Source organism: Curtobacterium sp. ISL-83 (assembly GCF_018613895.1).
Lineage (GTDB): Bacteria > Actinomycetota > Actinomycetes > Actinomycetales > Microbacteriaceae > Curtobacterium.
Genome location: NZ_JAGGPH010000016.1, coordinates 142844 through 168753, shown reverse-complemented (window position 1 = coordinate 168753; position 25910 = coordinate 142844). Strand labels below are relative to the sequence as shown.

Here is a 25910-nt window from a genome sequence, read left to right as displayed (position 1 = left end):
CGCCGCCGCGGTTAGTCTTGTCGGACCCCGCAGCAGCCCGTACGAACCGGAGGTTCCGTGTCGGATTCCGACTCCTTCGTCCACCTGCACGTGCACAGCGAGTACTCGATGCTCGACGGTGCGGCCCGACTCGGTGACCTGGTCGCCGAGACCGCGGCCCAGGGCATGCCCGCCGTCGCCGTCACCGACCACGGCAACATGTTCGGCGCCTTCGAGTTCTGGAAGGCCGCCAAGGCCGGCGGCGTGAAGCCGATCATCGGGACCGAGGCGTACATCACGCCGCGCACGCACCGCACGGACAAGACCCGCGTGCGCTGGGGTGACGGCGGTGGCGACGACGTCTCCGGCGCCGGTTCGTACACGCACATGACGATGTTCGCCGAGAACACGACGGGCATGCACAACCTGTTCCGGTTGTCGTCGAAGGCGTCGCTCGAGGGCTACTACTTCAAGCCCCGCATGGACATCGAGCTGTTGCAGGAGTACCACGAGGGCATCATCGCGACCACCGGGTGCCCGTCGGGGGAGATCCAGACGCGGCTGCGCCTCGGCCAGTACGACGAGGCGATCAAGGCGGCGGCGGACTACCGCGACATCTTCGGCAAGGAGAACTACTTCGCCGAGATCATGGACCACGGACTCGAGATCGAGCGCCGGATCATGACCGACCTGATCCGCCTCGCGAAGGACCTGGACATCCCGCTGGTCGGCACGAACGACCTGCACTACACGCACGCGCACGACGCCAAGTCCCACGCCGCGCTGCTCTGCGTGCAGTCGGGCTCGACGCTGAACGACCCGAACCGGTTCAAGTTCGACGCCGACGAGTTCTACCTGAAGACCCCGCAGCAGATGCGGCACCTGTTCCGCGACAACCCCGAGGCCTGCGACAGCACGCTGCTCATCGCCGAGCGGTGCAACGTCGAGTTCGACACCTCGGCGAACTACATGCCGAAGTTCCCCGTGCCGGAGGGCGAGACCGAGCACTCCTGGTTCGAGAAGGAAGTGGCGAAGGGGCTCGCGTACCGGTACCCGGACGGCGTCACGCGGGAGGTCCAGGACCGCGCCGACTACGAGGTCGGCATCATCAACCAGATGGGCTTCCCCGGCTACTTCCTGGTGGTCGCCGACTTCATCAACTGGTCGAAGAACAACGGCATCCGGGTCGGGCCGGGCCGTGGTTCCGGCGCCGGCTCGATGGTCGCCTACGCGATGCGCATCACCGACCTCGACCCGATCCGGCACGGACTGATCTTCGAGCGGTTCCTCAACCCGGACCGCGTCTCCATGCCCGACTTCGACGTCGACTTCGACGACCGGCGCCGCGGTGAGGCGATCAAGTACGTCACCGAGAAGTACGGGTCGGAGCGCGTCGCGCAGATCGTCACGTACGGCACCATCAAGGCGAAGCAGGCGCTCAAGGACTCCTCGCGTGTCCTCGGGTTCCCCTTCGGCATGGGCGAGAAGCTCACGAAGGCGATGCCGCCGCCCGTGATGGGCAAGGACATCCCGCTCACCGGGATCTTCGACAAGGACCACCCCCGCTACAAGGAAGCCGTCGACGTCCGCACCGTCGTCGAGACCGACCCGGAGGCCAAGACGGTCTTCGACACCGCGCTCGGTCTCGAGGGACTGAAGCGCCAGTGGGGCGTGCACGCGGCCGGCGTCATCATGTCGAGCGACCCGCTGATCGACATCATCCCGATCATGAAGCGGGAGCAGGACGGCCAGATCGTCACGCAGTTCGACTACCCCGCTGCGGAGTCCCTGGGCCTGATCAAGATGGACTTCCTGGGGTTGCGGAACCTCACGATCATCAGCGACGCCCTCGACAACATCAAGTCCAACCGGGGGATCGACCTCGACCTCGAGCACATGGGACTCGAGGACCCGGAGGCCTACGCGCTCCTGCAGCGGGGCGACACCCTCGGCGTGTTCCAGCTCGACGGCGGGCCGATGCGCGGGCTCCTGCGCCTGATGAAGCCGGACAACTTCGAGGACATCTCCGCGCTCATCGCCCTGTACCGACCGGGGCCCATGGGGGCGAACTCGCACACCAACTACGCGCTCCGCAAGAACGGCGAGCAGCCGATCACGCCGATCCACCCGGAGCTCGAAGAGCCCCTGGCCGAGATCCTCGGCGGCACGTACGGCCTGATCATCTACCAGGAGCAGGTCATGGCCATCGCGCAGAAGGTCGCGGGGTTCTCCCTCGGCCAGGCGGACATCCTCCGCCGCGCGATGGGCAAGAAGAAGAAGTCCGAGCTCGACAAGCAGTACGCGGGCTTCCAGCAGGGCATGAAGGACAACGGGTACTCCGACGCGGCGATCAAGACGCTGTGGGACATCCTGCTGCCCTTCTCGGACTACGCCTTCAACAAGGCGCACTCCGCCGCGTACGGGGTGGTGTCGTTCTGGACGGCGTACCTGAAGGCCCACTTCCCGGCCGAGTACATGGCGGCGCTCCTGACCAGCGTCGGTGACGCCCGCGACAAGCTGGCCCTGTACCTGAACGAGTGCCGCCGGATGGGCATCAAGGTGATGCCGCCGGACGTCAACGAGTCGATCGGCTTCTTCGCCGCCGTCGGGGACGACATCCGCTTCGGCATGGGCGCGATCCGCAACGTCGGGTTCAACGTGGTCGACGACATCGTCAAGGCCCGCACCGACAAGGGCGCGTTCGAGTCCTTCCACGACTTCCTCCGCAAGATCCCGATCTCGTCCGCCAACAAGCGGACCGTCGAGTCGCTCATCAAGGCGGGGGCGTTCGACGAGTTCGGCGATACCCGTCGGGCGCTGGTGGAGATCCACGAAGGCGCCGTCGAGGGCGCGGTCAAGGTCAAGCGCGACGAGGCCCACGGCAACGTCGGGTTCGACTTCGACTCGCTCTTCGCCGAGGTCGCCGAGGAACAGCCGAGTGCGGCCGCGGTCTCCCAGGTGCCCGACCGTCCGGAGTGGTCGAAGCGCGACAAGCTCGCGTTCGAACGCGACATGCTCGGCCTGTACGTGTCCGACCACCCGCTCGCCGGACTCGAGATCGAGCTCGCGAAGCACCAGTCGATCACCATCGCCGACCTGATCGCCGCCGACGACTCCGTCGAGGGCGAGACCGTGACGGTCGCGGGACTCCTCACGAGCGTGCAGCACCGGGTCGCGAAGTCGAGCGGCAACCCGTACGGGATCGTGCAGATCGAGGACTTCGGCGGTGAGATCGGCGTGATGTTCCTGGGCAAGACCTACCAGGAGTTCGGGCCGTCCCTCGTGGCGGACTCGATCGTGGTGCTGCGCGGCCGCGTGAACGTGCGCGACGACGGCAAGGCCCTGCACGCCGTGAGCATGTTCCAGCCGAACGTCGGCGACGCCATGGGGTCGGGTCCGCTGACGCTCGCGCTGCCGGAGCGACAGGCGACCACCGAGATCGTGACGGAACTCGCGGCGGTGCTCGGACGGCACCAGGGCGACACCGAGGTCCGGCTCAAGCTGCTGAAGGACGACGTGGCTCGGACCTTCGAGCTGCCGTTCCCGGTGAACCTGACGCCGGACCTCTTCGGCGAGCTGAAGAGCCTGCTCGGCCCGCGCTGCCTGGTGTGACCACGGAAGATCCGGGCACCGCCGGTCTGGACACGGGCGGTCCGGACAACGACGCTCCGGACGCCGCCACCCTCCGTGCCTTCGGGGTGGCGGGGTCGGTGCCCGAGCGTCTCGCCGGGGGACAGGGCACCACGTGGCGGGCGGGCGACCTGGTGTTCCGGCCGCACGGCAACGCCGCCGAGGCAGCCTGGCGCTCCGGTGTCCTGGCCACACTCGAGCACACGTCGGCGTTCCACACCCCGCGGCCGGTGCCCACCGCCGACGGACACTGGACGAGGGGTCCGTGGGAGGCCTGGGAGTGGGTGCCGGGCACCGCTGACGCGACCCGCGTCGCCGAGGTCCTCCGTGCCGGTGCCGCGTTCCACCGGGCCGTCGCCCACCTGGCCCGACCGTCGTTCCTCGATCGGACGGTCGACCCGTGGAGCCGTGCGGACCGCATGGTCTGGGACGAGGCACCGGTGCCGGATGCGATCGCCCACGACGTGTCCGTGCGGCGGTTGTCCGACGCCTTCCGACCGGTCGACGCACCGCGGCAGCTGATCCACCGCGACCTGCTCGGCAACGTGCTCTTCGCCGACGGTCAGCCGCCCACCGTCATCGACTGGGCGCCGTCCTGGCGGCCGTCCGGCTTCGGCGCGGCGATCGCGGCGGTCGACGCGGTGTGCTGGCACGGGGTGCCGGTCGCGCGACTGGCATCGTTCGGGGTCGGCGTCGACGGGTGGTCGCAGCTGCTCGTCCGCGCGCTCGCGTTCCGGGTGGTGACGCTGCACCTGCTCGGCGCCTGGGACGACCGGTCCGTCGCGCTGCACCGGCCGGTGGTCGACGCACTGGTCTGAGCAGAACCGGTCGAACCGGAACCAGTGGAGCGGGACGGGTGGGAGGCGCGGTGCGAGTCCGGAGACCGGCCGTCGGCCCGTCGTCGCGCACGTCGACCGCGGAGCCGCGATCGGTAGGCTGGGTCACCTCATGATGCAGCGAATCGACCTCCGCGGCGGCCTGCCCGCCCGTGCCGAACTCCTCCGGCTCATGCCCCGTGCCACCGGCGACGTGTCGCACGCCGTCGACGCCGCACGCGAGCTCGTCGAGGCCGTCCGCACGACCGGGGCCGCGGCGCTGCACGACCAGGCGGAGCGGTTCGACGGGGGAGCACCCGAACACGTGCGCGTCCCGCAGGCCGAGATCGACGCCGCGGTCGCCGGTCTCACCCCGGAACTCCGCACGGCCCTCGACGAGGCCATCCGCCGGGTCCGTGCCGCCAGCGCCGCGCAGGTGCCCGCCGGGTCGGTCACGACCCTCGCGGACGGCGCCGAGGTGCACCAGCGCTGGCAGCCGATGCGGCGCGTCGGGCTCTACGTGCCGGGCGGCAAGGCCGTCTACCCGTCCAGCGTGGTGATGAACGTCGTGCCGGCGCAGGTCGCGGGCGTCGGGTCGATCGCGCTCGTGTCGCCGCCCCAGCGCGACCACGGCGGGACGGTGCACCCGACGATCCTCGCGGCGGCCGGGCTCCTCGGCGTGGACGAGGTCTACGCGATGGGTGGGGCCGGTGCCATCGGCGCGCTGGCCCACGGCGTGCCGGAGATCGGCCTCGAGCCGGTCGACCTCGTGACGGGACCGGGCAACAACTACGTCGCCGCGGCGAAGCGCCTGGTGCGCGGGGTCGTCGGCATCGACGCCGAGGCCGGCGCGACCGAGATCCTCGTGATCGCCGACGACAGCGCGGACGCCGGGTACGTGGCCGCCGACCTGGTCAGCCAGGCCGAGCACGACGAGCAGGCCGGCAGTGTGCTGGTGACGACGTCGGCGGCCTTCGCCGATGCAGTGGAGGCTGCCATCCCGTCGCGGGTGGCCGCACTCGGGACGGCTGCGCGCCTCCAGACCGCCCTGGACGGACCGCAGTCCGCGATCGTGCTCGTCGACTCGCTCGCCGACGCGGCGGCCGTGAGCAACGCGTACGGGCCGGAGCACCTGGAGATCCAGACCGCCGACGACGACGCGGTCCTGGCCGACATCGACGCGGCCGGAGCGGTGTTCGTGGGCCCGAGCACCCCGGTGAGTCTCGGTGACTACCTCGCCGGCTCGAACCACGTCCTGCCGACCGGTGGTCAGGCGCGTTTCGGGTCCGGCCTGTCGGCGTCGACGTTCCTCCGGCCGCAGCAGGTGATCCGGTACTCGCCGGAGGCCCTGCACCAGGTCTCGACGCACATCGTGGCGCTGGCGACGGAGGAGCAGCTCCCCGGGCACGCCGCCGCCGTCACCGAGCGCACGAGCCGGTAGCCTGGGGGCGCCATGTTCTGCCCCTTCTGCCGCCACCCGGACTCCCGCGTCGTCGATTCCCGGACGAGCGACGACGGAACCTCCATCCGTCGCCGCCGCCAGTGCCCGAACTGCGGACGGCGGTTCTCGACCACCGAGACCGCGTCGCTCAACGTCGTGAAGCGCAACGGCGTCACCGAACCGTTCAGCCGCGACAAGATCGTGTCCGGCGTGCGCAAGGCCTGCCAGGGTCGTCCGGTGACGGACGGTGACCTCGCGGTGCTCGCGCAGCGGGTCGAGGAGACCGTCCGGTCGTCGGGGTCCAGCCAGATCGACGCGAACGACATCGGGCTCGCGATCCTCGCGCCGCTCCGTGAGCTCGACGAGGTGGCGTACCTCCGCTTCGCGAGCGTCTACCAGGCGTTCGAGTCCCTCGACGACTTCGAGGACGCCATCACGCAGCTCCGGATCGACCACCACGCGGACGCTGCGTCGCGTGCCGGATCCGCTGCGGCCGTCGGCACCGCTCCCGACGGCGCTCCCGCGTGAGCGGCATCGCCGAGCGGATCGTCCGCGGCGGCTACGCGGTCGTCTTCCGCGCCGTGTTCGCGAACATGGACCCGGAGCGCGCGCACCACCTGGCGTTCTCGGTCATCACGTGGCTGCCGCGCGTGCCCTTCCTCAACGGTGTGGTCGACCGGTACTGCCGACCGCCCGCCGCCGACGGCATCACCACGATGGGCATCCACTTCCCGTCCCGGTTCGGGCTCGCCGCTGGGTTCGACAAGGACGCCAAGGGCATCGCCGGACTCGGACTGCTCGGCTTCGGGCACGTCGAGGTCGGCACGATCACCGCGAAGCCCCAGCCGGGCAACGAGCGGCCGCGACTGTTCCGACTCATCCCGGACCGGGCGCTCATCAACCGGATGGGCTTCAACAACCACGGCGCCGCCGCAGCCGCACGCCGCCTCGAGCGCGCGCGTCGCAACCCCGGCCGACCGGTCATCGGCGTGAACATCGGCAAGAGCCGCGTGGTCGCGGTCGAGGACGCCGTCGACGACTACCTGGAGTCGACCCGCCGCCTGGCTCCGTTCGCCGACTACCTGGCGGTGAACGTGAGCTCCCCGAACACGCCGGGCCTCCGGGGTCTGCAGGAACTCGACCAGCTCCGGCCGCTCCTGAGCGCCGTGCGGGACGCCGCCGGGCACGTGCCGGTGCTCGTGAAGATCGCGCCCGACCTGACCGACGAGCAGATCGACGCGATCGCCGGACTCGCGGTGGAGCTCGGGCTCGCCGGGGTGATCGCGAACAACACCACGATCGCGCGCGAGGGTCTCACGACTCCTGCGGCCGAGGTGGAGGCCATGGGCGCCGGGGGACTCTCCGGGGCGCCACTCGCGGCCCGGTCGCTCGCGGTGCTCCGTCGTGTCCGTGCTGCCGTCCCCGAGGACTTCTGCGTGATCGCGGTCGGCGGGGTCACGAGCGAGATGGACGTCCAGGACCGCCTCGATGCGGGGGCGACCCTGGTGCAGGGCTACACGGCGTTCCTCTACGAGGGTCCGACGTGGGCGGCGCGCATCAACCGGCTGCGGCGGCGCCGGTTGCGGACTGCCGCGCGCTGAGGGCGGTGTCGCGGCGGCGGGCGCGCCCGGCCGCGGGTGCCGAGGTCGCCCGACACGCCCAACGCCGTCCGCCGAGGTCGCCCGACACGCCGTGCGCCATCCGCCGAGGTCGCCCGCTTCGTCGCGCTCGGCGTCTGGAAGCGACGGTTCCTGCCCTCTCGCTGACCCGCACGCGGCGTGTCGTGCACTCTCGTCGGAGCCCTCGGCCTCGTCGTACGGCGTCCTCCGAGGTCGCCCGACACGCCCGGCGCCGTCCGCCGAGGTTGCTCGACACGCCCGGCCGCTGCCGCCGAGGTGGCCCGATTCGTCGCACTCGGGCCGCGGGAGCGACAGTTCGTGCCCCCTCGGCGACCCGCACGCGGCGTGTCGTGCACTCTCGCCGGAGAGCGCGCGGCCCCGTCGTACGCCGTTCGCCGAGATCGCTCGACACGCCAGGCGCCGTCCGCCGAGGTCGCACATCTCGTCGCGCCCGGCCCGCAGGAGCGACAGTTCGTGCCTCCTCGCTGACCAGCACGCGGCGGGTCGTGCCCACTCGACGGCCTGCGCCCACCCCAGCACGAGGCTGGCCACCCCGGCGGACGGGCCCCCGGCCTGGAGGCACGCCACCAGCCCGCCCCGCACCGCTCGTCCACACCACGCCGGAACGACGAAGCGCCGCCCGGCAAGCCGGGCGGCGCTCAGAACGTGGGGGAGCGGGTCAGATCGTCGGGTACTGTCCGCGCTTGACCTGCGGCTTCGGCAGGCGCAGGAACCGCATCTGCCACGCACGCGTCAGGACGTAGAGGAACGTGCCGCGCTGCATCGACCCGAACTTGGCAGTCAGCTTCTTGCGGAACGACAGCCACAGGATCGCGCAGTCCAGCACGAAGAGCGCCACGAACACCCACACCAGGAGCAGTGCGTAGGACGCGACGACGGTCCGGGACGCGGCGAACCCGACGATCAGGAACAGCACGAGCACGGGCATCATGACCTCGCCCACGTTCCACCGGGCGTCGATCCAGTCGCGCACGAACCGGCGCTGCTCACCGCGGTCCTTGGCGGGGAGGTACCGTTCCTCGCCGTTCGCCATGCCGACGCGGGCCTTCTCGCGCTCGGAGTTCAAGCGTGCCCGGGCGGCCTTCTTGTCCACGGGTGAGTTGCCGACGAGCGGGCGGCGGTTCGCTGCCTCGCGCTCGCGGCGGGACGGCGTCGGACGGCCCTTGCCACCCGCGAGGAGCTCGTCCTCGGTCGGGTTCACGGTCGTCTCGGTCTTCGGGGCCTTCGCCACAGTGCGTTCCTAACAGCGGTCTGGGAGGTGGATCGTCCTCTAGATTACCGGGCATGAGCGACACCGAACAGACCAGCGCAGCGACCGACCCCGCCCTCCTCGACGCCCTGCGCGAACAGGTGCACGGCGCACTTCCCGCCACGATCGCCGACCTGTCCGCGCTCGTGCGCCTGCCCTCGGTGTCGTGGTCGGCCTACGACCCCGCGAACGTGCAGGCCAGCGCCGAGGCCGTCGCCGACCTCGCCCGCTCGACCGGTGTCTTCGACGAGGTCCGGATCGTGCGGTCGGCGTTCGACGGCGCCACGGCCGACGCCGCCGACGACCAGCTCGGGCAGCCGGCGGTGCTCGCGGTCCGCCCGGCCCGCAACGGCAAGCCCACGGTGATGCTCTACGCGCACCACGACGTGCAGCCGCAGGGCGACGACGCCCTGTGGGAGACGCCGCCGTTCGAGCCGACCCTCCGCGGCGACCGGCTGTACGGCCGTGGTGCCTCCGACGACAAGGCGGGCGTGATGACGCACATCGCCTCCCTCCGCGCGCTGCACGCCCGGTTCGGCGACGACCTCGAGCTCGGGGTCGTCCTCTTCGTCGAGGGCGAGGAGGAGTTCGGCTCGCGGTCGTTCCGCACGTTCCTGCAGGAGCAGAAGGAGCACCTCGCCGCCGACGTCATCGTCGTCGCGGACAGCGACAACTGGTCGGTCGACGTGCCCTCGATCACCGTCTCGCTCCGCGGCAACGTGACGTTCAAGCTGACGCTCACCACCCTCGAGCACGCGAGCCACAGCGGCATGTTCGGCGGCGCTGCTCCGGACGCGATGATCCCGATGGTGCGCCTGCTCGCCTCGCTGCACGACGACGACGGCTCGGTCGCGGTCGAGGGGCTCACCTCGTACGAGGCCGACGTCCCGGACCGCTCCGACGCCGAGCTCGCGAAGGACGCCGCCCTGGTCGAGGGCGTCCGTCCGGTCGGCCGCGGCCCCGTGCTGTCCCGCATGTGGTTCCAGCCGTCCATCACGGTCACGGGCATGGACGTCCCGAGCGTCGCGAACGCCTCGAACACCCTGCTCCCGACGGTGTCGGCACGCGTGTCGGTGCGGGTCGCGCCGGGCCAGCCCGCCGCCGAGGCCGCCGCCGCAGTGGAGCGCCACCTGCGCGCCCACGTGCCGTTCGGTGCACGTCTCGAGATCTCGGAGCCGGACGCCGGGGACGGCTTCCTCGTCGACACCGCCGGCTGGGCCGTCCAGGAGGCGCGGACCGCGATGCGCGAAGGCTGGGGTGCCGAGGCGGTCGAGCAGGGCATCGGTGGGTCGATCCCGTTCGTGTCCGACCTCGCCGCCGAGTTCCCGGACGCCCAGATCCTGGTCACCGGCGTCGAGGACCCGGACACCCGCGCCCACAGCCCGAACGAATCGCAGCACCTCGGCGTGCTCCACCGCGCCATCGCGGCGGAGACGATCCTGCTCGCGCGGCTCGCGACGCGCGCCTGACCAGACGGACGGGAGGCCCGTGGCGACCCCGCCACGGGCCTCCCGTCCGACACGGCGGTGCGTCCGTCGGTGGTGGGTGCTTACAATCAAGGCAAGGCGCGGTGAACCGCACCGCCCGGAGGGAGACGCGCGGATGAGCGACACCATCATCGACCAGGCAGCTCCGGCCGGAGCGCCGGCGACCGAGTCCCGGTCCCACGGCGTCCTGCTCAGTGACGCGGCCGCGGCCAAGGTCGCGAGCCTCCTCGAGCAAGAAGGGCGTGACGACCTCCGCCTGCGCCTCGCGGTCCAGCCCGGCGGCTGCTCGGGCCTCATCTACCAGCTCTACTTCGACGAGCGTCTGCTCGACGGCGACGCCACCGCGGCGTTCGACGGCGGGGTCGAGGTCGTCGTCGACAAGATGAGCGTCCCGTACCTCGACGGCGCGACCATCGACTTCGAGGACACGATCCAGAAGCAGGGCTTCACCATCGACAACCCGAACGCGCAGGGCAGCTGCGCCTGCGGCGACTCCTTCCACTGAGCGCCGCCCGTCGGGGCAGCACGACACGCGAGCGGGGAGCGGCCGACGGGCTCGCTCCCCGCTCGCGTCCCGGCCGCAGCCCCCGCTCCCCGGTGACCAGGGAAAACCGGTCCCAGGGGCCCGCGGTTACCGGCCGCACGCGTGTCGCGTGTGCGCGAGCGGTGTCGAGCTGCGAGTAAGCTAGGAGTGTTCCAACCAAGCTGGGAGCCAGCCACGAGCGGCCTTCGTGTCGCTCCCGTCGAACCGACGGGCTGTGCTCCGGGTTCACGTCTTTCCGAGAGGTAACAGTGCGTTCGAATCGCCGTATACGTTGGGCGGCCGTCCCGGTGGCCGTCGGTCTGGTCATCGCACTGGCTGGCTGCTCGCAGCAGCAGCTCAACGGATGGCTCCCCGGCACGGAGCAGACGAAGGACGTCACGAACCACACGAGCCGCATCGTCGGCCTGTGGACCACCAGCTGGATCGTCCTGCTGGCCGTCGGCCTGATCGTGTGGGGGCTCATCATCTGGGCCGCCATCGTCTACCGCCGCCGGAAGGGCCAGACGGGCCTGCCGGTGCAGATGCGGTACAACATGCCGCTCGAGATCTTCTACACGATCGTCCCGCTCATCCTGGTGCTCGGCTTCTTCGCCTTCACCGCGAAGGACCAGACGGCGATCGAGCACGAGTTCAAGAACCCGGACGCCACGATCCACGTCTACGGCAAGCGCTGGGGCTGGGACTTCAACTACATCGACCAGCAGAACCCGGACAAGAGCGTCTACTACCAGGGCATCCAGGCCCAGGAAGAAGAGAACGCCAACGGCGCGGTCGACGAGTCGCTCCTCCCGACGCTGTACCTGCCCAAGGGCGAGAAGGTCAAGATCGAGCTGTCGACGCGTGACGTCAACCACTCCTTCTGGGTCATCGACTTCCTCTACAAGAAGGACATGCTCGCGGGCAAGACCAACTACGAGTACTTCATCCCGGAGAAGGAAGGCACCTACCAGGGGAAGTGCGCCGAGCTCTGCGGTGAGTACCACTCGCTCATGCTCTTCCAGGTGAAGGTCGTGTCGCCGGCGAAGTACCAGGAGTACCTGGGCAAGCTCGAGAAGGCGGGCAAGGTCGGTCTGCTCGGCAACGAGTACAACACCAACACGAACGAACCGAACAACAAGGCGCCCGTCACGGCGTCGGGTGAGAACAAGTAGGGGCTCGTCAGATGACAACGTCACTCGTCGGCCAACCGATCACCCCCACGACGCCGGACTACCAGGCGTCCAAGGTGGGTCGGAAGGGCAACATCATCGTTCGGTGGATCACCTCCACCGACCACAAGACCATCGGGTACATGTACCTGATCGCGTCCTTCATCTTCTTCCTGCTCGCCGGCGTCATGGCGCTGGTCATCCGTGCGCAGCTCTTCGAGCCCGGCCTGCACGTGGTGGCGACGAAGGAGCAGTACAACCAGCTCTTCACGATGCACGGCACGATCATGCTGCTGCTCTTCGCGACGCCGCTGTTCTCCGGGTTCGCGAACGCCGTCATGCCGCTGCAGATCGGTGCGCCCGACGTCGCCTTCCCGCGACTCAACGGCTTCGCCTTCTGGCTCTACGTGTTCGGTGCGCTCATCGCCGTGGGTGGCTTCCTGACCCCGCAGGGCGCGGCCTCGTTCGGCTGGTTCGCCTACGCCCCACTCAGTGACACGACGTTCACACCAGGGCTCGGCGGTACACTCTGGGTCTTCGGTCTCGGCATGACCGGGTTCTCGACGATCCTCGGCGCGGTGAACTTCATCACGACGATCATCACCATGCGCGCCCCGGGCATGACGATGTTCCGCATGTCGATCTTCACCTGGAACACCCTCGTCACGGCGCTGCTCGTGCTGATGGCCTTCCCGGTGCTCGCCGCGGCCCTGTTCGGCCTCGGGCTCGACCGTGTCTTCCAGGCGCAGATCTTCAACCCGGCCAACGGCGGCGCCCTTCTCTGGCAGCACCTGTTCTGGTTCTTCGGGCACCCCGAGGTCTACATCATCGCCCTGCCGTTCTTCGGCATCGTGTCGGAGATCTTCCCGGTGTTCAGCCGCAAGCCGATCTTCGGGTACAAGACCCTCGTCTACGCGACGATCTCCATCGCGGCCCTCTCGGTCACGGTGTGGGCGCACCACATGTACGTCACCGGCTCGGTGCTGCTGCCGTGGTTCTCGCTCATGACGATGCTCATCGCAGTCCCGACCGGCGTGAAGATCTTCAACTGGGTCGGCACGATGTGGCGTGGTTCGGTGACGTTCGAGACGCCGATCCTGTGGTCGATCGGCTTCCTCGTCACGTTCACCTTCGGTGGGCTCACCGGCGTGATCCTGGCCTCCCCGCCGCTCGACTTCCACGTGTCCGACTCGTACTTCGTCGTCGCGCACTTCCACTACGTGGTGTTCGGCACCGTCGTGTTCGCGATGTTCGCCGGGTTCTACTTCTGGTGGCCGAAGTGGACCGGCAAGATGCTCAACGAGCGGCTCGGCAAGATCCACTTCTGGCTGCTGTTCATCGGGTTCCACACGACGTTCCTCATTCAGCACTGGCTGGGCGTCATCGGCATGCCGCGTCGGTACGCGACGTACCTGCCGAACGACGGCTTCACCTGGATGAACCAGCTGTCGACGATCGGCTCGATGATCCTGGCGATCTCGTTCCTGCCGTTCATCTTCAACGTCTACGTCACCGCCCGGAACGCTCCGAAGGTCGCCGTGAACGACCCGTGGGGCTACGGCCGATCGCTCGAGTGGGCGACCAGCTGCCCGCCGCCGCGGCACAACTTCACGTCGATCCCGCGGATCCGTTCCGAGTCCCCGGCCTTCGACCTGAACCACCCCGAAGCGGGTGTGCCGATCGGTGTCGGTCCTGCGAAGGACGCTCCCGACGCCCCGACCTACGACGCCGCGAAGGGCAAGGTGAAGTAGCCGATGCGCGCGAACACCAACCTGTTCTGGATCCTCTTCGGGTTCTTCATCCTGGCCGATGCGGCCTACTCGATCTGGTCGATGATCTACTACGGCGAGCTCGAGTGGGTGGGCACGGTGTCCATCGGCCTCACCGGTCTCATGTCCGCGTTCATCGCGTTCTACCTCGGTCGGGTCATGGCGTCCCAGGGCGGTGTCCTCCCCGAGGACCGTCCGGATGCGAACATCGAGGACGGCGACGCCGAACTCGGGCACTTCAGCCCCTGGTCGTGGTGGCCGATCCTGCTGGCCGCGTCCGTCGCGGTGATCTTCCTCGGGGTCGCAGCCGGCCTCTGGATGGTCCCGATCGGCGCTGCCCTGGTAGCGGTGACGCTCGTCGGCTGGGTCTTCGAGTACTACCGCGGCAACTTCGGGCACTGACCCCGAGCACACCTGACTCATTCGGGCGGCACCACATCCGGTGCCGCCCGAAGTGCGTCCCGGGCCTGAAACCGGGAATCATCCGGACCCTCCACGGCTTACCGTGAAGCGGACCTCCCCACACCACAGCGAAAGGAGTCACCTCCGGTGACCGACAAGCGCACCCTCATCATCTTCGGCGCGACGGGCGACCTCGCCTCCCGCCTCCTGCTCCCGGGCCTCGGGACGTTCCTGCAGAGCGGTCGAGCGGTTCCCGTCAAGCTGATCGGCACGGGCCGCAGCGCCCGCAGCGCCGAGCAGTGGACGGACATCGTGACCAAGTCCTTCGCGTCCCAGGACGTCAAGGGCCCGGAGGTCGACGCGACCCTCGACTCGACCGAGTTCATCCAGGGCGACCCGACCGACCCCGAGCACCTCAAGGCCCTCTTCGCCGCGGCGGACGGCGAGCCGGTGCTGTACTTCGCGCTCCCGCCGCAGATCGCGTCGGACATCTGCGAGGCGCTCGAGCAGGTCGAGCTCCCCGAGGGCACGACACTGGCGTTCGAGAAGCCGTTCGGCACCGACGTCGCCAGCGCTGAGGCCCTCAACGAGACCGTCCTCAAGCTCGTCCCCGAGGAGCGTGTGCACCGCACCGACCACTTCCTCGGTCGCACCACCGTGCTGAACATCATCGGGCTGCGCTTCGCGAACCGACTCTTCGAGCCGATCTGGAACGCGGAGAACATCGAGAAGGTCGACATCTTCTACGACGAGACCCTCGGGCTCGAGAACCGTGCGCAGTACTACGACGAGGCCGGCGCGATGGTCGACATGATCCAGTCGCACCTGCTCCAGATCCTCGGGCTCGTGACGATGGACGCCCCGGCGGCCATCGACGCGGTCGAGTTCCGGTCGTCGCTCGCTCGGGCGCTCCGCTCGACGCGGCTCAAGGGCGACGACGCGACCATCGCCTCCCGTCGTGCGGTCTACACGGCCGGCACGATCGACGGCAAGGAGCTGCCCTCCTACCAGGAGGAGCAGGGCGTCGACCCGTCGCGCGAGACCGAGACGCTCGCCGAGATCGAGGTCGAGGTCGACACCGCCCGCTGGGCCGGCGTCCCCTTCACCCTCCGCTCCGGCAAGGCGCTCGGCGCCAGCCGGAAAGAGGTCCTCATCACCTTCAAGCCGGTCACGCGTCTGCCGTCCGGCCTCTCCGGCCGCCCGAAGACCGACACGCTCCGCATCGTCCTGAACCCGGACGAGATCGAGCTGACGGTGTCGGCCAACGGTGGCGGCAACCCGTTCGAGATGGGACAGGTCACCCTGTCCTCGACGTTCGACGACGGCGAGCTGACCCCGTACGGCGAGGTCCTCAACGGCATCTTCCACGACGACCCGCTGCTCTCGATCCGCGGCGACGTGGCCGAGCGCTGCTGGGAGATCGTGGAACCGGTCGTCGCCGCGTGGAAGGCCGACAAGGTCCCCCTCGAGGAGTACCGCGCCGGTTCGCGCGGCCCGGCGGGCTGGGTCTCGTCGTCCTGACAGACGACGCGTCGTGATCGACACGACCCCCTGACGGACGGGAGGCGCGGTGCCAGCTGGCACCGCGCCTCCCGTCCGTCACGTGCGACTCGGGTCGACCGACCCGCGTCGAGCCGACCTCATCCGGGCATGCCGGCCCGCTCGCCCTCGCCCGTCCAGGACCGCGTCCCGCCGTCGTGCACGGCCAGGCGGGTCCGGTGGCCGACCGCGGCTCCCCGCGCCCGTGCGATCGCGTCCGCTGCCGACACGAGCGTCAGGTGCGACAGCGCCTGGGGTGTGTTGCCGATGTGGTGACCGGTGGCGATGTCGATCTCCTCGGAGAGCATGCCGACGTCGTTCGCGTACCCCACGAGGACGTCCATCAGGCGTTCGGCGTCCTCGACCCGGCCCGACGCCGCGTACTGCTCGACGAGCCAGAACGAGCACGCCAGGAACGGGTGCTCGCTGCCCGAGAGCCCGTCGAAGCCCGACGACGTCCGGTAGCGGAGCACGAGGCCGTCCGACCCGGTCCGGAGGTCCTGCTCGATGGCCGCGACGGTCCCGAGCATCCGCGGGTCGTGTGCGGGCACGTAGCCGATCTGGGGGAGGACGAGCAGGCTCGCGTCGACCTCGTCGGTGTCGTAGTGCTGCCGGTAGCTCTGGCGCTCGGCGTTCCAGCCGTGCTCCTCGATCTCGGCCCGCACCTGGTCGCGGAGACTCCGCCAGCGGTCAACGGGGCCCTCGAGCCCGAACTCCTCGACGGCGGCGACCCCGCGGTCGAACGCCGCCCAGATCATCGCCCGCGAGTGGGTGAAGTGGCGGCGGGGGCCGCGCATCTCCCAGATGCCGTTGTCCGGCTCCTGCCAGTGCTGCTCGACGTAGCCGAGCAGGGCACGCTGCAGCGCCCAGGAGTCGGCGTTCTCCTCGACGCCGAGTTCGCGCGCGTCGTGCAGGGCGGACAGGACCTCGCCGAACACGTCGCCCTGGTACTGCGTGTACGCGCCGTTGCCGACGCGCACGGGCTTCGAGTCCGCGTACCCGGGCAGGTTGTCGAGTTCCCGCTCGGGCAGTTCGCGTTCCCCGGCGATGCCGTACATGATCTGCACGTCGGCGGGGTCGCCGGCGATGGCGCGGAGCAGCCAGCCGCGCCAGTGCGCGGCCTCGTCCCGGTAGCCGTGGGCGATCAGCGACGCGAGCGCGAGGGACGCGTCGCGCAACCACACGTAGCGGTAGTCCCAGTTGCGTTCGCCGCCCGGGTCCTCCGGGAGGCTCGTGGTCGCGGCCGCCACGACACCGCCGGTCTCGCCGTGGGTCATCGCGCGGAGGAGCAGCAGGGAGCGTCGGCTCGCCTCGGCGTAGCGCCCCTCGGTCCGTGCCGTCGACATCCAGTCGCGCCACCAGGTGGTGGTCTGGTGCAGCGCGGCGTCGATGTCGATCGGCTCCGGCGGCTCGCGGTGCGACGGGTACCAGGTGAGGGTCGTGTCGACGACGTCACCGTCGTGCACGGACGTCGTCGCCATGTGCCGGTGGTCGTCGGCGTGGAACCGGATCCCACGGACGACGATCGACCCGGGACCGGCTGTGGCGATGAGCTCGGGAGCCTCGTCGTCGCCGATCTGACGCATCCACGGGAGCGCTCGGGCGTAGTCGAACCGGATGCGCAGGATCTGGCGCATCTCGACCGTTCCCTGCAGTCCGCGGACACGGCGGACGATGGTGGCGCGGTGGGCGCCGACCGGCATGAACTCGGTGACCTCGGCGACGCCCGTGCTCGTCGTCCAGACGGTCGTGAGCACGAGCGTGTCGTCCTCGTAGCGCCGGACGGCGGTCGCGCCCGGGTCGGTCGGCCGCAGGCTCCAGTGCCCGTGGTGCTCGTCCCCGAGGAGGGCGGCGAACGTGGAGGGACTGTCGAACCGGGGCAGGCACGCCCAGTCGATCATGCCGTCGCGGCGCACGAGGGCTGCGGTGTAGGTGTCGCCGATGAGGGCGTGGTCCTCGATGCCGTTGGTGCTCATCCTCCGATCGAACCACTCGGCGGGCGTCCGGCGGCACGGACAGCGGACGGAGCGGGCTGAGGGAGGGTTCAGACCGGGACAGGGTCGCGAGCGTCCGGGCTCAGGCCGGGGCGAGGTCGCGACCGTCGGGACTCAGACCGGGGCGTCGTCCGAACGGTCGGCGAGGCCGACGCGGGCGAGCTCGGACCACATGCCTGCCCCGTCGGGCGCGTAGACCCAGGGAGCCGCGGAGTCACGGGACCGCTCCTGTGCGCGGGAACGGCCACCGGCCAGCACGGCCTCGCTCGTGGAGAGCTGCCGGATCGCGACGCCGGCGACGTTCTCGGGGTGTTCGCGGGCGAAGTCGCCGTAGAGGTTCTCGTCGTGCTGCCCGTCGTCGCCCACCAGGAGCCACTGGACGTCCGGGAAGTCCTTCGCGAGCCGCCGCAGGTTCTCGTGCTTGTGGAGCTGCCCGCTGCGGAAGAAGCGGTTGTGGGTGGGACCCCAGTCGGTGAGCAGCAGCGTGCCGGACGGGTACATGTTGCGCGTCAGGAAGCGCTGGAGGGTCGGGGCGACGTTCCAGGCGCCGGTCGACAGGTAGACGGTCGGGGCCCCGGGGTGCTGGGCGAGGATCCGTTCGTACAGCACGGACATGCCGGGCACGGGACGGCGTGCGTGCTCGGTGAGGACGAAGGAGTTCCACGCCGCGAGCATCGGCCGGGGGAGCGAGGTGACCATCACGGTGTCGTCGATGTCGGACAGGAGGCCGAAGCGGGTGTCCGGGTGCACCACGAAGACCGAGGCGTCGACGTCGCGCATCCCGCCGGCGGACAACTTGATGGTCTGCCAGCCCGGCTCGAGGTCGATCGGGACGATGGTGTCGACGACCCCGCCGCGGTCCGACCGCACGACGTGGCTGCTGCCGCCGGCGGTCACGGTGACCTCGGCGTGGTCCACGGCGACGCTCGTGAAGCTCCGCCACCCGCGCACGCCCTGGTACGCGGCGTCGGAGGCCAGGCCGCGACGGGTGAGCAGCACGCGGCACAGCACCCGGACCCACCCCGGTGCGCCGTAGCCGGTGTACGGGATCACGGTCGGTACGAGACCGTGGCGGACGGCGCGCTGTTCGCGGAACTCCTGGATGGAGTCCTCGATCCGGGCCGCCCGGTGCAGGATCGGCTCGGCCAGCGACGGCTCGTGGGGCGTCGGGTCGGGCATCGTGCCATCATCCCACGGTCGTGCGACAAGTCGCCCACCGCGTTCGGGGCGCGCGGGTGCTCGCGGATGCCGGCGCGACGCGCACGGCAGCTCGAACGGCCGGCCGGACACGAGTGCTCGCGTGGATGGGAGAGTCGCAGCGATGTTCCAGCCGGTCTCTGCGAGAGTTGTCCCGCCACGACCATGCAAGGAACCCGTCACGGCGGGAAGAGGAGAACACGTGCTCGTCACCGAGGTATCGAACGCACTGCCGGGGGGATCATCACTGCTCAGGAACGAGCCGGTCCAAGCCCGCAGTTCGGCGCGCCTCGCCGGGCTCCTCGACGCCGCTGCCGCGGTGATCGACGACATCGGGTTCGAGCGCCTGACGACCGCCATGGTCGCCGAGCGCGCCGGCGCGTCCATCGGCACCGTCTACCGCTACTTCCCCGACCGCATCGCCGTGGTCGAGGCGCTGGCGATCCGCTGCACCCAGCGACTGGGCGCGCGCTTCGTCGAGGCCCTCGACGCCAGCGGCGCGGACACGTGGCAGTCCGGGTGTGACGCACTCATCGACCTGACCGCGGAGATGTACCGCACCGAACCCGGGTTCCGCGCGATCCGGTTCGGCGACGCGGGGGACACCGGCTCCGGCGACGGCGAGGACCGCATGGCGGCACTCGGCGGCGCGGTCGGCCAGGTCATGCGCGAGCGGTTCGGGCTGCCCGACACCGAGGCGATCTCGCGTGCGTGGACGGTGCTCGCCGAGTCGGGACACGCCGTGCTCGCGCGTGCGCTCGCAGATCGGGAGCACCCCGATCTCGACCTCGTCGAGGCCTTCCGCGCGATGAGCCACAGCTACATGGGTTCGGTGCTCGCCGCGGCCTGAGGCACACCGGTCCGATCCCACGACGCCCGCGCTCCGAACAGGGAGCGCGGGCGTCGTGGCGCGTTGTGGTGTGCTCCGACGCGGGCGTCGACGTCCGCGATCCGCGGTCTCGGTGTCCGGTGCACGCGGGATCGGTGTCCGATGTGCGCGACCCGCCGGGAACCGTCACGGATCGTCACGACGCAACCGCTGTCGGACCCGGCGGGTACTCTCGTGCGGAGTCGGGCTACCTCCGAACAGAAGGGCACCCATGATCGAGTTCCGGTCGGTACGCAAGACGTACCCGGACGGCACCAGCGCGGTCGACGAATTCAGTCTCGTCATCCCCTCGCGCACCACGACGGTGCTCGTCGGGTCGAGCGGCAGCGGCAAGACCACGCTCCTCCGGATGATCAACCGCATGGTCGACCCGTCGTCCGGCACGGTCGAGATCGACGGCGAGGACGTCACCGGTGTGGACCCCGTGCAGCTCCGTCGCCGCATCGGCTACGTGATGCAGAACGCGGGCCTCCTGCCGCACCGCAAGGTGGTCGACAACATCGCGACCGTCCCGCTCCTGACCGGCGTCCCGAAGGCCGAAGCGCGTCAGCGCGCCCTGGACCTCATGGACACCGTCGGACTCGACCGGGCGTTCGCGGACCGCTACCCGTCGCAGCTCTCCGGCGGGCAGCAGCAGCGTGTCGGCGTGGCCCGGGGGTTGGCCGTCGACCCGAACATCCTGCTCATGGACGAGCCGTTCGGTGCGGTGGACCCCCTGGTGCGCAACGACCTGCAGGACGAGCTCATCCGGCTGCAGCGCGAGCTCGGCAAGACGGTGGTGTTCGTCACGCACGACATCGACGAGGCGTTCAAGCTCGGCGACCAGGTCGTCATCCTCCAGAAGGGCGGCGAGATCGCCCAGCTCGGCACGCCAGCGCAGATCCTCGCCGAACCCGCCGACGACTTCGTGGCCAACTTCATCGGCGCCGGGCGCGGCCGTCGTGCCCTCCGCGTCGAGCAGACCCCGACCGGGCCGATCGTGGTGGACGGTGAGGGCCGGGCAGCCGGCGTGCTCACCGGGCCGGTCCAGGTCGTCGACGCCGCACAGGCCGTGCCGCAGCAGCACCGGGGAGACGTGTGAACTGGGTCCTGGGGAACCTCGACACGATCACCTCGAACCTGATCGCGCACATCTGGTTGGCGCTCCCGCCGATCGTGATCAGCTTCGTGCTGTCCGTGCCGCTCGGGCTGCTCGTCTCCCGGTTGCGGAAGCGCTCGGGGGCGGCCCGGGCGACGGGCTCCACCATCGTCGTCGTCGCGAGCCTGCTCTACGCGATCCCGTCCTTCCCGCTGTTCCTCGCCCTGCCCGCGGTGCTCGGCACGAACATCCTCGACCCGATCAACGTCGTGATCGCGCTGACGATCTACGGCGTCGCGCTGATGGCGCGCTCCGCTGCGGATGCCATCGACGCGGTCGACCCGGCGGTGGTCGGCGCGGCCGAAGCCCTCGGGTACTCGCCCACGCAGCGGTTCTTCCGCGTGGAGTTCCCGCTCGCCGGGCCCGTGCTGCTCGCCGGGATCCGGGTCGTCGCGGTGTCGACGGTCAGTCTCGTCACCGTCGGTGCGCTGCTCGGGATCGCGAACCTCGGCTTCCTGCTGACCGACGGGCTGAAGCGGGGCATCAGTGCCGAGATCCTCACCGGGATCGTCCTGACGATCGTCCTGGCGCTCGTGATCGACGGCCTGCTGGTGCTCATCGGACGCCTGCTCATGCCGTGGACCCGCGGCACCGGGCGCGCCGCACGGTCCGTCCGCCGTCGCGCTGCCGCCGAGGTCCGGTCCGGGGAGGTCACCGCATGAACCTCTTCCTCCAGGGCATCGCGTGGATCTTCGCCCCCGCGAACAACGTCGGCCAGGACGCCATCCTGGTCCGGCTCGGCCAGCACGTCGGCATCACGCTCCTCACGGTCGCGATCGCGATGGTGATCGCGGTGCCGCTCGGTCTCCTGATCGGACACACCGGCAAGGGCCGCAGCCTCGCGGTGGGCTTCTCCGGCGGCATCCGGGCCCTCCCGACGCTCGGGCTCCTGACGCTGCTGGCGCTGTGGCTCGGACTCGGGCTGCAGGCCCCGATCATCTCGTTCGTCATCCTCGCGATCCCGTCGATCCTCGCCGGCACCTACTCCGGGGTCGAGGCGGTGGACCGTGTCACGATCGACGCGGCCCGCGCGCAGGGCATGACCGCGTGGCAGATCCTCGGCAAGGTCGAGATCCCGCTCGCGCTGCCCCTCATCGTCGGTGGCATCCGCGCGTCCGTCCTCCAGGTCGTGGCCACCGTCACGCTGGCGGCCTACATCAACGCGGGCGGACTGGGCGGCTACGCCTTCTCCGGCCTCGCCAACTCGGACTACGTCGAGGTCCTCGGCGCATCGCTCGTCGTGATCGCCCTGGCGATCGCGTTCGAGATCATCTTCGCCGTCCTGCAGCGGCTCGCCGTCCCCGCGGGCATCACCGCGGGAACCGCGCGTCCGTCGCGGCGCAGCACCAGCTCGGCACCACGAGCATCAACCCCTGTGGAAGGAACCCACCCGTGATCACAGCACCCACCCGGCGTCTCGCCGCGACCATCGCCGTCGCGACCGCCGCCGCCATCGCCCTCGCGGGCTGCTCGTCGAGCGACCCGCTCAAGTCCGGCTCCGGCTCGGGCGACTCCAAGACCATCGTCGTCGGGTCGCAGGCCTACCCGTCGAACGAGATCATCGCCGAGCTCTACGCGCAGGAGCTCCAGCACGCGGGCTTCACCGTGAAGAAGCAGCTCAACATCGGCCAGCGCAAGGCGTACTGGCCCGAGGTCGCGAAGGGGAGCATCACCGTCTTCCCGGAGTACAACGGCAACCTGCTGAACTTCCTGCTGCAGGAGAACGGCAAGCCCACCACGACCGAGACGACGACGGACGGCATCAACTCCGCCCTCGCCACCGCGCTGCCGTCCGGTGTGAAGGCACTGTCGTCCGCCGCGGCGTCCGACGCCGACACCTACACCGTCACGAAGGCGACGGCCGACAAGTACAACCTGAAGACCATCGCCGACCTGTCGAAGATCGGGGGCACGATCTCGATCGCCGCCAACCCCGAGTTCGCCACCGCGGCGTACGGCCCGAAGGGGCTCAAGGAGAAGTACGGCATCACCGGTCAGGTGGACCAGCAGAACGACTCCGGCGGCCCCCTGACGATCAAGGCGATCCAGGACGGTGACGCGCAGGTCGCGGACATCTACTCCGCCAGCGCCTCGATCAAGACCGAGAAGCTCGTCACGCTCGAGGACCCGAAGCACCTCGTGCCGGCGAACAACGTCACGCCGATCGTGTCGAAGAAGCTCGACTCGAAGGCAGCCGACGCGATCGAGAAGGTGAACAAGGTCCTCACCACCGAGGCCCTCATCGAGCTCGACCGGCAGAACTCGGTCGACCAGAAGTCCGCGGCGTCGGTCGCGAAGGCGTTCCTGCAGGACCACAACCTGCTGTAGGCCTCGGCCGCACGGCCACCAGGAAAACGACAGGTGTCGGGCAACTGCCCGGCACCTGTCGTCGTTCTCGGGGGTGCCCGTGCGGCACACCTGTTCCGCACGGTTGTGCCGATCAGAGGCCATGCACGTTTGTGCAACACCGGGTTCTACAAGTTGTCGAAACGGGGTCGAGCGCAGTACCGTGGAGACGTCCCAATGGATGTGACAGGCAGAAGTTCCCCTCCACAGGAAGCAACTGACGTGCACGAACAGCGCGCGGCGAGCCGACACGGACGCGCCGCATGAACGACCTCCTCGATCCGCTCATCCTGTCGCGGTGGCAGTTCGGTCTCACGACCATTTACCACTTCGTCTTCGTCCCGCTGACGATCGGCATGGCCGTCGTCGTGGCCGTGTTCCAGACCGCCTGGTACCGGACGGGGCGCGCGCACTACCTGCAGTTGACCCGGTTCTTCGGACGGATCTTCCTCATCAACTTCGCGATGGGGGTCGTCACGGGCATCGTGCAGGAGTTCCAGTTCGGCATGAACTGGTCCAACTACTCCCGGTTCGTCGGCGACGTCTTCGGGGCACCGCTCGCGCTCGAGGGCATCCTGGCGTTCTTCTTCGAGGCCGCGTTCATCGGCATCTGGATCTTCGGGTGGGACCGCCTGCCCAAGGGACTGCACCTGGCGAGCATCTGGTGCGTGAGCGCGGGCACGATCATGTCGGCGTACTTCATCATCGCCGCCAACGCCTTCATGCAGCACCCGGTCGGGTTCGCGATGAACCCGGCGAAGGGTCGGGCCGAACTCACCGACATCTGGGCGGTGCTCGGCAACAAGGTCGCCCTCGCCGCCTTCCCGCACACGCTCTTCGCGTGCTTCATGGTCGCAGCGGCGGTGATCATCTCGGTCGCCGCGTACCACCTGGCTCGGAACCAGAACCTCGAGACGATGCTGCCGGCGCTGAAGTTCGGCATGTGGACGATGCTCGCCGCCGGGGCCCTCACGGTGCTGACCGGCGACCAGCTCGGCCTGACGATGGTCGACACGCAGCCGATGAAGATGGCCGCGGCGGAGGCGCTCTACAACACCGCCACCGGCAAGGACGCCTCGTTCTCGATCTTCACGCTCGGCACCCCGGACGGCGTCCACGAGCTGTTCTCGATCCGTGTGCCGTACCTGCTCTCGTTCCTGTCGACGCACACCTTCAACGGCACCGTCGAGGGCATCAACGACCTGCAGGCGCAGTACAGCCACGTGTACGGCCCCGGCAACTACAAGCCGATCATCTGGGTCACCTACTGGTCCTTCCGGTGGATGATCGCCCTCGGCGTCGGCGCGGTGGCGATCTCGCTCGCCGGCCTCTGGCTGACGCGGAAGGGCCGGTTCCCGACGCAGCGCTGGATCTGGCGCGTCGCGACGTGGTCCGTCCCGCTCCCGATGGCCGCGATGATCGTCGGCTGGATCTTCACCGAGATGGGTCGGCAACCGTGGCTCGTGTTCGGGCTGTTGCGGACCGCGGACGGGGTCTCGCCGAACGTGACGGGGCTCGAGGTCCTCATCTCCCTGGTGGTGTTCACGGCCATCTACGGATCGCTCGCGGTGGTCGAGTTCAAGCTCATCAAGAAGGTCGCCCAGGAGGGCCCGGCTGCTCCTGCCGAGGTCGACGCCGCGACGGGCGAGGTCAAGCACGAAGTGACGGTCTACTAGCAATGGAAGCTGCCTGACATGGACCTGCCCGTTCTCTGGTTCGCGATCGTCGGCGTCTTCTTCGTCGGCTACTTCGTCCTCGACGGCTTCGACTTCGGCGTCGGGATGTCCCTCCCGTTCCTCGGCCGGGACGACACCGACCGTCGCGTGCTCATCAACACCATCGGCCCGGTGTGGGACCTCAACGAGACCTGGGTCATCGTCGCCGGTGCGTGCCTGTTCGCGGCGTTCCCCGAGTGGTACGCGACGATGTTCTCCGGCTTCTACCTCGCGCTGCTGCTGATCCTGGCCGCGCTCATCCTGCGCGGTGTCTCCTTCGAGTACCGGCACCAGAACAAGTACCTCGCGTGGAAGCGCCGCTTCGACCTGATGATCGTGGTCGGCAGTGCGGTGCCGTCGTTCCTGTGGGGCGTGGCCTTCGGCAACGTGGTCCGCGGCATCCCGATGGACGCCGGCCACAACTACACCGGCACGCTGTTCGACCTGCTCAACCCGTTCGCGCTGTTGGCGGGGTGCACCACCCTGCTGGTGTTCTTCACGCACGGGGTGGTGTTCGTCGCGCTGAAGACCGAGGGCGAGATCCGCGAGCGTGCGAAGCGCCTGGCAACGCGGTCGGGCATCCTGACGATCGTGGTCGGTGCCGTGTTCCTCGTGTCCATGGCGTTCGTCCGGGCGACCGCCACCTCGCTCGTCCTGTCCGTCGTCGCGGCGCTGGCCCTCGTGCTCGCCGTGCTCTGCACCGCCTGGGGACGAGAGGGCCGGGCGTTCACGCTGATGGCGGTGACGATCGCGGCGATCGTGCTCTCGATGTTCACGGCCGTCTTCCCCGACGTCATGCCCGCCACCAACGACCCCGCGAACAGCCTGAACGTGTACAACGCCTCGAGCGGGACCTACACGCTGACGGTGATGAGCTGGGTCGCGCTGGTCTTCGTACCCCTCGTGTTCGCCTACCAGGCCTGGACCTACTGGGTGTTCCGCAAGCGTGTCTCGCGGGCCCAGATCACCCAGGCCGCGCACTAGGGCC

The 25910-nt window shown here is 69.6% G+C and carries 21 protein-coding genes; 18 read left to right on the top strand and 3 right to left on the bottom strand.

The window, feature by feature from the left end; genetic code table 11:
• Window positions 1-108: 108 nt before the first annotated feature.
• The 5 genes from dnaE to J7E22_RS15655 all read left to right on the top strand — a co-directional run bounded on the left by dnaE (window position 109) and on the right by J7E22_RS15655 (window position 7466).
• Complete coding sequence (gene dnaE / locus J7E22_RS15675; RefSeq protein ID WP_251009262.1) at window positions 109-3591, top strand: DNA polymerase III subunit alpha; 3483 nt, start codon at window positions 109-111, stop codon at window positions 3589-3591.
• Window positions 3588-4427: a hypothetical protein gene (locus J7E22_RS15670; protein ID WP_308159276.1), complete on the top strand. Its 840-nt coding sequence runs from the start codon at window positions 3588-3590 to the stop codon at window positions 4425-4427. Before dnaE ends, J7E22_RS15670 begins: the two co-directional genes overlap by 4 nt.
• 130 nt (window positions 4428-4557) lie before the next feature.
• Window positions 4558-5865 carry a histidinol dehydrogenase gene (gene hisD / locus J7E22_RS15665; RefSeq protein WP_214982758.1) on the top strand — a complete coding sequence of 436 codons (1308 nt, stop codon included), beginning with the start codon at window positions 4558-4560 and terminating at the stop codon, window positions 5863-5865.
• 12 nt (window positions 5866-5877) lie between these two features.
• On the top strand, window positions 5878-6393 hold the full coding sequence (nrdR, locus tag J7E22_RS15660) for a transcriptional regulator NrdR (protein WP_214982757.1): 516 nt from the start codon (window positions 5878-5880) through the stop codon (window positions 6391-6393).
• Window positions 6390-7466, top strand: a complete 1077-nt coding sequence (locus tag J7E22_RS15655; RefSeq protein ID WP_214982756.1) for a quinone-dependent dihydroorotate dehydrogenase — start codon at window positions 6390-6392, stop codon at window positions 7464-7466. Before nrdR ends, J7E22_RS15655 begins: the two co-directional genes overlap by 4 nt.
• A 697-nt stretch (window positions 7467-8163) precedes the next feature.
• On the opposite strand, the gene J7E22_RS15650 is transcribed toward J7E22_RS15655, so the two are convergent.
• Window positions 8164-8736, bottom strand: a complete 573-nt coding sequence (locus J7E22_RS15650) for a DUF3043 domain-containing protein (RefSeq protein ID WP_214982755.1) — start codon at window positions 8734-8736, stop codon at window positions 8164-8166.
• A gap of 53 nt (window positions 8737-8789) precedes the next feature.
• On the opposite strand from J7E22_RS15650, the gene J7E22_RS15645 reads away from it, so the two are divergent.
• The 6 genes from J7E22_RS15645 (at window position 8790) to J7E22_RS15620 (ending at window position 15625) form a co-directional block, all read left to right on the top strand.
• Entirely contained in the window at window positions 8790-10223 is a 1434-nt protein-coding gene (locus J7E22_RS15645) for a dipeptidase (RefSeq protein ID WP_214982754.1), read from the top strand.
• A 133-nt stretch (window positions 10224-10356) separates the two neighbouring features.
• The gene (locus J7E22_RS15640; protein ID WP_214982753.1) at window positions 10357-10746 is read left to right on the top strand and encodes an iron-sulfur cluster assembly accessory protein; all 390 of its coding nucleotides are present in this window, start codon (window positions 10357-10359) and stop codon (window positions 10744-10746) included.
• A 287-nt stretch (window positions 10747-11033) separates the two neighbouring features.
• Entirely contained in the window at window positions 11034-11936 is a 903-nt protein-coding gene (gene coxB, locus J7E22_RS15635) for a cytochrome c oxidase subunit II (protein ID WP_214982752.1), read from the top strand.
• An 11-nt stretch (window positions 11937-11947) separates the two neighbouring features.
• The gene (ctaD, locus tag J7E22_RS15630) at window positions 11948-13684 is read left to right on the top strand and encodes a cytochrome c oxidase subunit I (RefSeq protein ID WP_251009227.1); all 1737 of its coding nucleotides are present in this window, start codon (window positions 11948-11950) and stop codon (window positions 13682-13684) included.
• Between the two features lie 3 nt (window positions 13685-13687).
• The gene (locus J7E22_RS15625) at window positions 13688-14104 is read left to right on the top strand and encodes a cytochrome c oxidase subunit 4 (RefSeq protein ID WP_214982751.1); all 417 of its coding nucleotides are present in this window, start codon (window positions 13688-13690) and stop codon (window positions 14102-14104) included.
• Window positions 14105-14251: 147 nt separating this feature from the next.
• On the top strand, window positions 14252-15625 hold the full coding sequence (locus J7E22_RS15620) for a glucose-6-phosphate dehydrogenase (RefSeq protein WP_214982750.1): 1374 nt from the start codon (window positions 14252-14254) through the stop codon (window positions 15623-15625).
• A gap of 119 nt (window positions 15626-15744) precedes the next feature.
• Here J7E22_RS15620 and J7E22_RS15615 read toward each other — a convergent pair whose 3' ends face one another.
• Both J7E22_RS15615 and J7E22_RS15610 read right to left on the bottom strand, forming a co-directional pair.
• A complete protein-coding gene (locus J7E22_RS15615; protein ID WP_214982749.1) occupies window positions 15745-17619 on the bottom strand; it encodes a glycoside hydrolase family 15 protein in 1875 nt (624 codons plus the stop codon).
• 132 nt (window positions 17620-17751) lie between these two features.
• Window positions 17752-18816, bottom strand: coding sequence for an App1 family protein (locus J7E22_RS15610; RefSeq protein ID WP_214982748.1), 1065 nt, complete (start codon window positions 18814-18816; stop codon window positions 17752-17754).
• A 220-nt stretch (window positions 18817-19036) separates the two neighbouring features.
• Here J7E22_RS15610 and J7E22_RS15605 point away from each other — a divergent pair, with 220 nt between their 5' ends.
• The 7 genes from J7E22_RS15605 (at window position 19037) to cydB (ending at window position 25906) form a co-directional block, all read left to right on the top strand.
• Window positions 19037-19684, top strand: coding sequence for a TetR/AcrR family transcriptional regulator (locus J7E22_RS15605; RefSeq protein WP_308159275.1), 648 nt, complete (start codon window positions 19037-19039; stop codon window positions 19682-19684).
• 250 nt (window positions 19685-19934) lie between these two features.
• The gene (locus tag J7E22_RS15600; RefSeq protein ID WP_214982746.1) at window positions 19935-20804 is read left to right on the top strand and encodes an ABC transporter ATP-binding protein; all 870 of its coding nucleotides are present in this window, start codon (window positions 19935-19937) and stop codon (window positions 20802-20804) included.
• A complete protein-coding gene (locus J7E22_RS15595) occupies window positions 20801-21523 on the top strand; it encodes an ABC transporter permease (protein WP_214982745.1) in 723 nt (240 codons plus the stop codon). The genes J7E22_RS15600 and J7E22_RS15595 overlap by 4 nt, the downstream gene beginning before the upstream one ends.
• Window positions 21520-22257: an ABC transporter permease gene (locus J7E22_RS15590; RefSeq protein WP_214982744.1), complete on the top strand. Its 738-nt coding sequence runs from the start codon at window positions 21520-21522 to the stop codon at window positions 22255-22257. Before J7E22_RS15595 ends, J7E22_RS15590 begins: the two co-directional genes overlap by 4 nt.
• On the top strand, window positions 22254-23189 hold the full coding sequence (locus J7E22_RS15585; protein ID WP_308159274.1) for an ABC transporter substrate-binding protein: 936 nt from the start codon (window positions 22254-22256) through the stop codon (window positions 23187-23189). The genes J7E22_RS15590 and J7E22_RS15585 overlap by 4 nt, the downstream gene beginning before the upstream one ends.
• Before the next feature lie 281 nt (window positions 23190-23470).
• Window positions 23471-24883, top strand: coding sequence for a cytochrome ubiquinol oxidase subunit I (locus tag J7E22_RS15580; RefSeq protein ID WP_214982743.1), 1413 nt, complete (start codon window positions 23471-23473; stop codon window positions 24881-24883).
• Window positions 24884-24901: 18 nt separating this feature from the next.
• Complete coding sequence (gene cydB / locus J7E22_RS15575; protein WP_214982742.1) at window positions 24902-25906, top strand: cytochrome d ubiquinol oxidase subunit II; 1005 nt, start codon at window positions 24902-24904, stop codon at window positions 25904-25906.
• Window positions 25907-25910 lie beyond the last annotated feature (4 nt).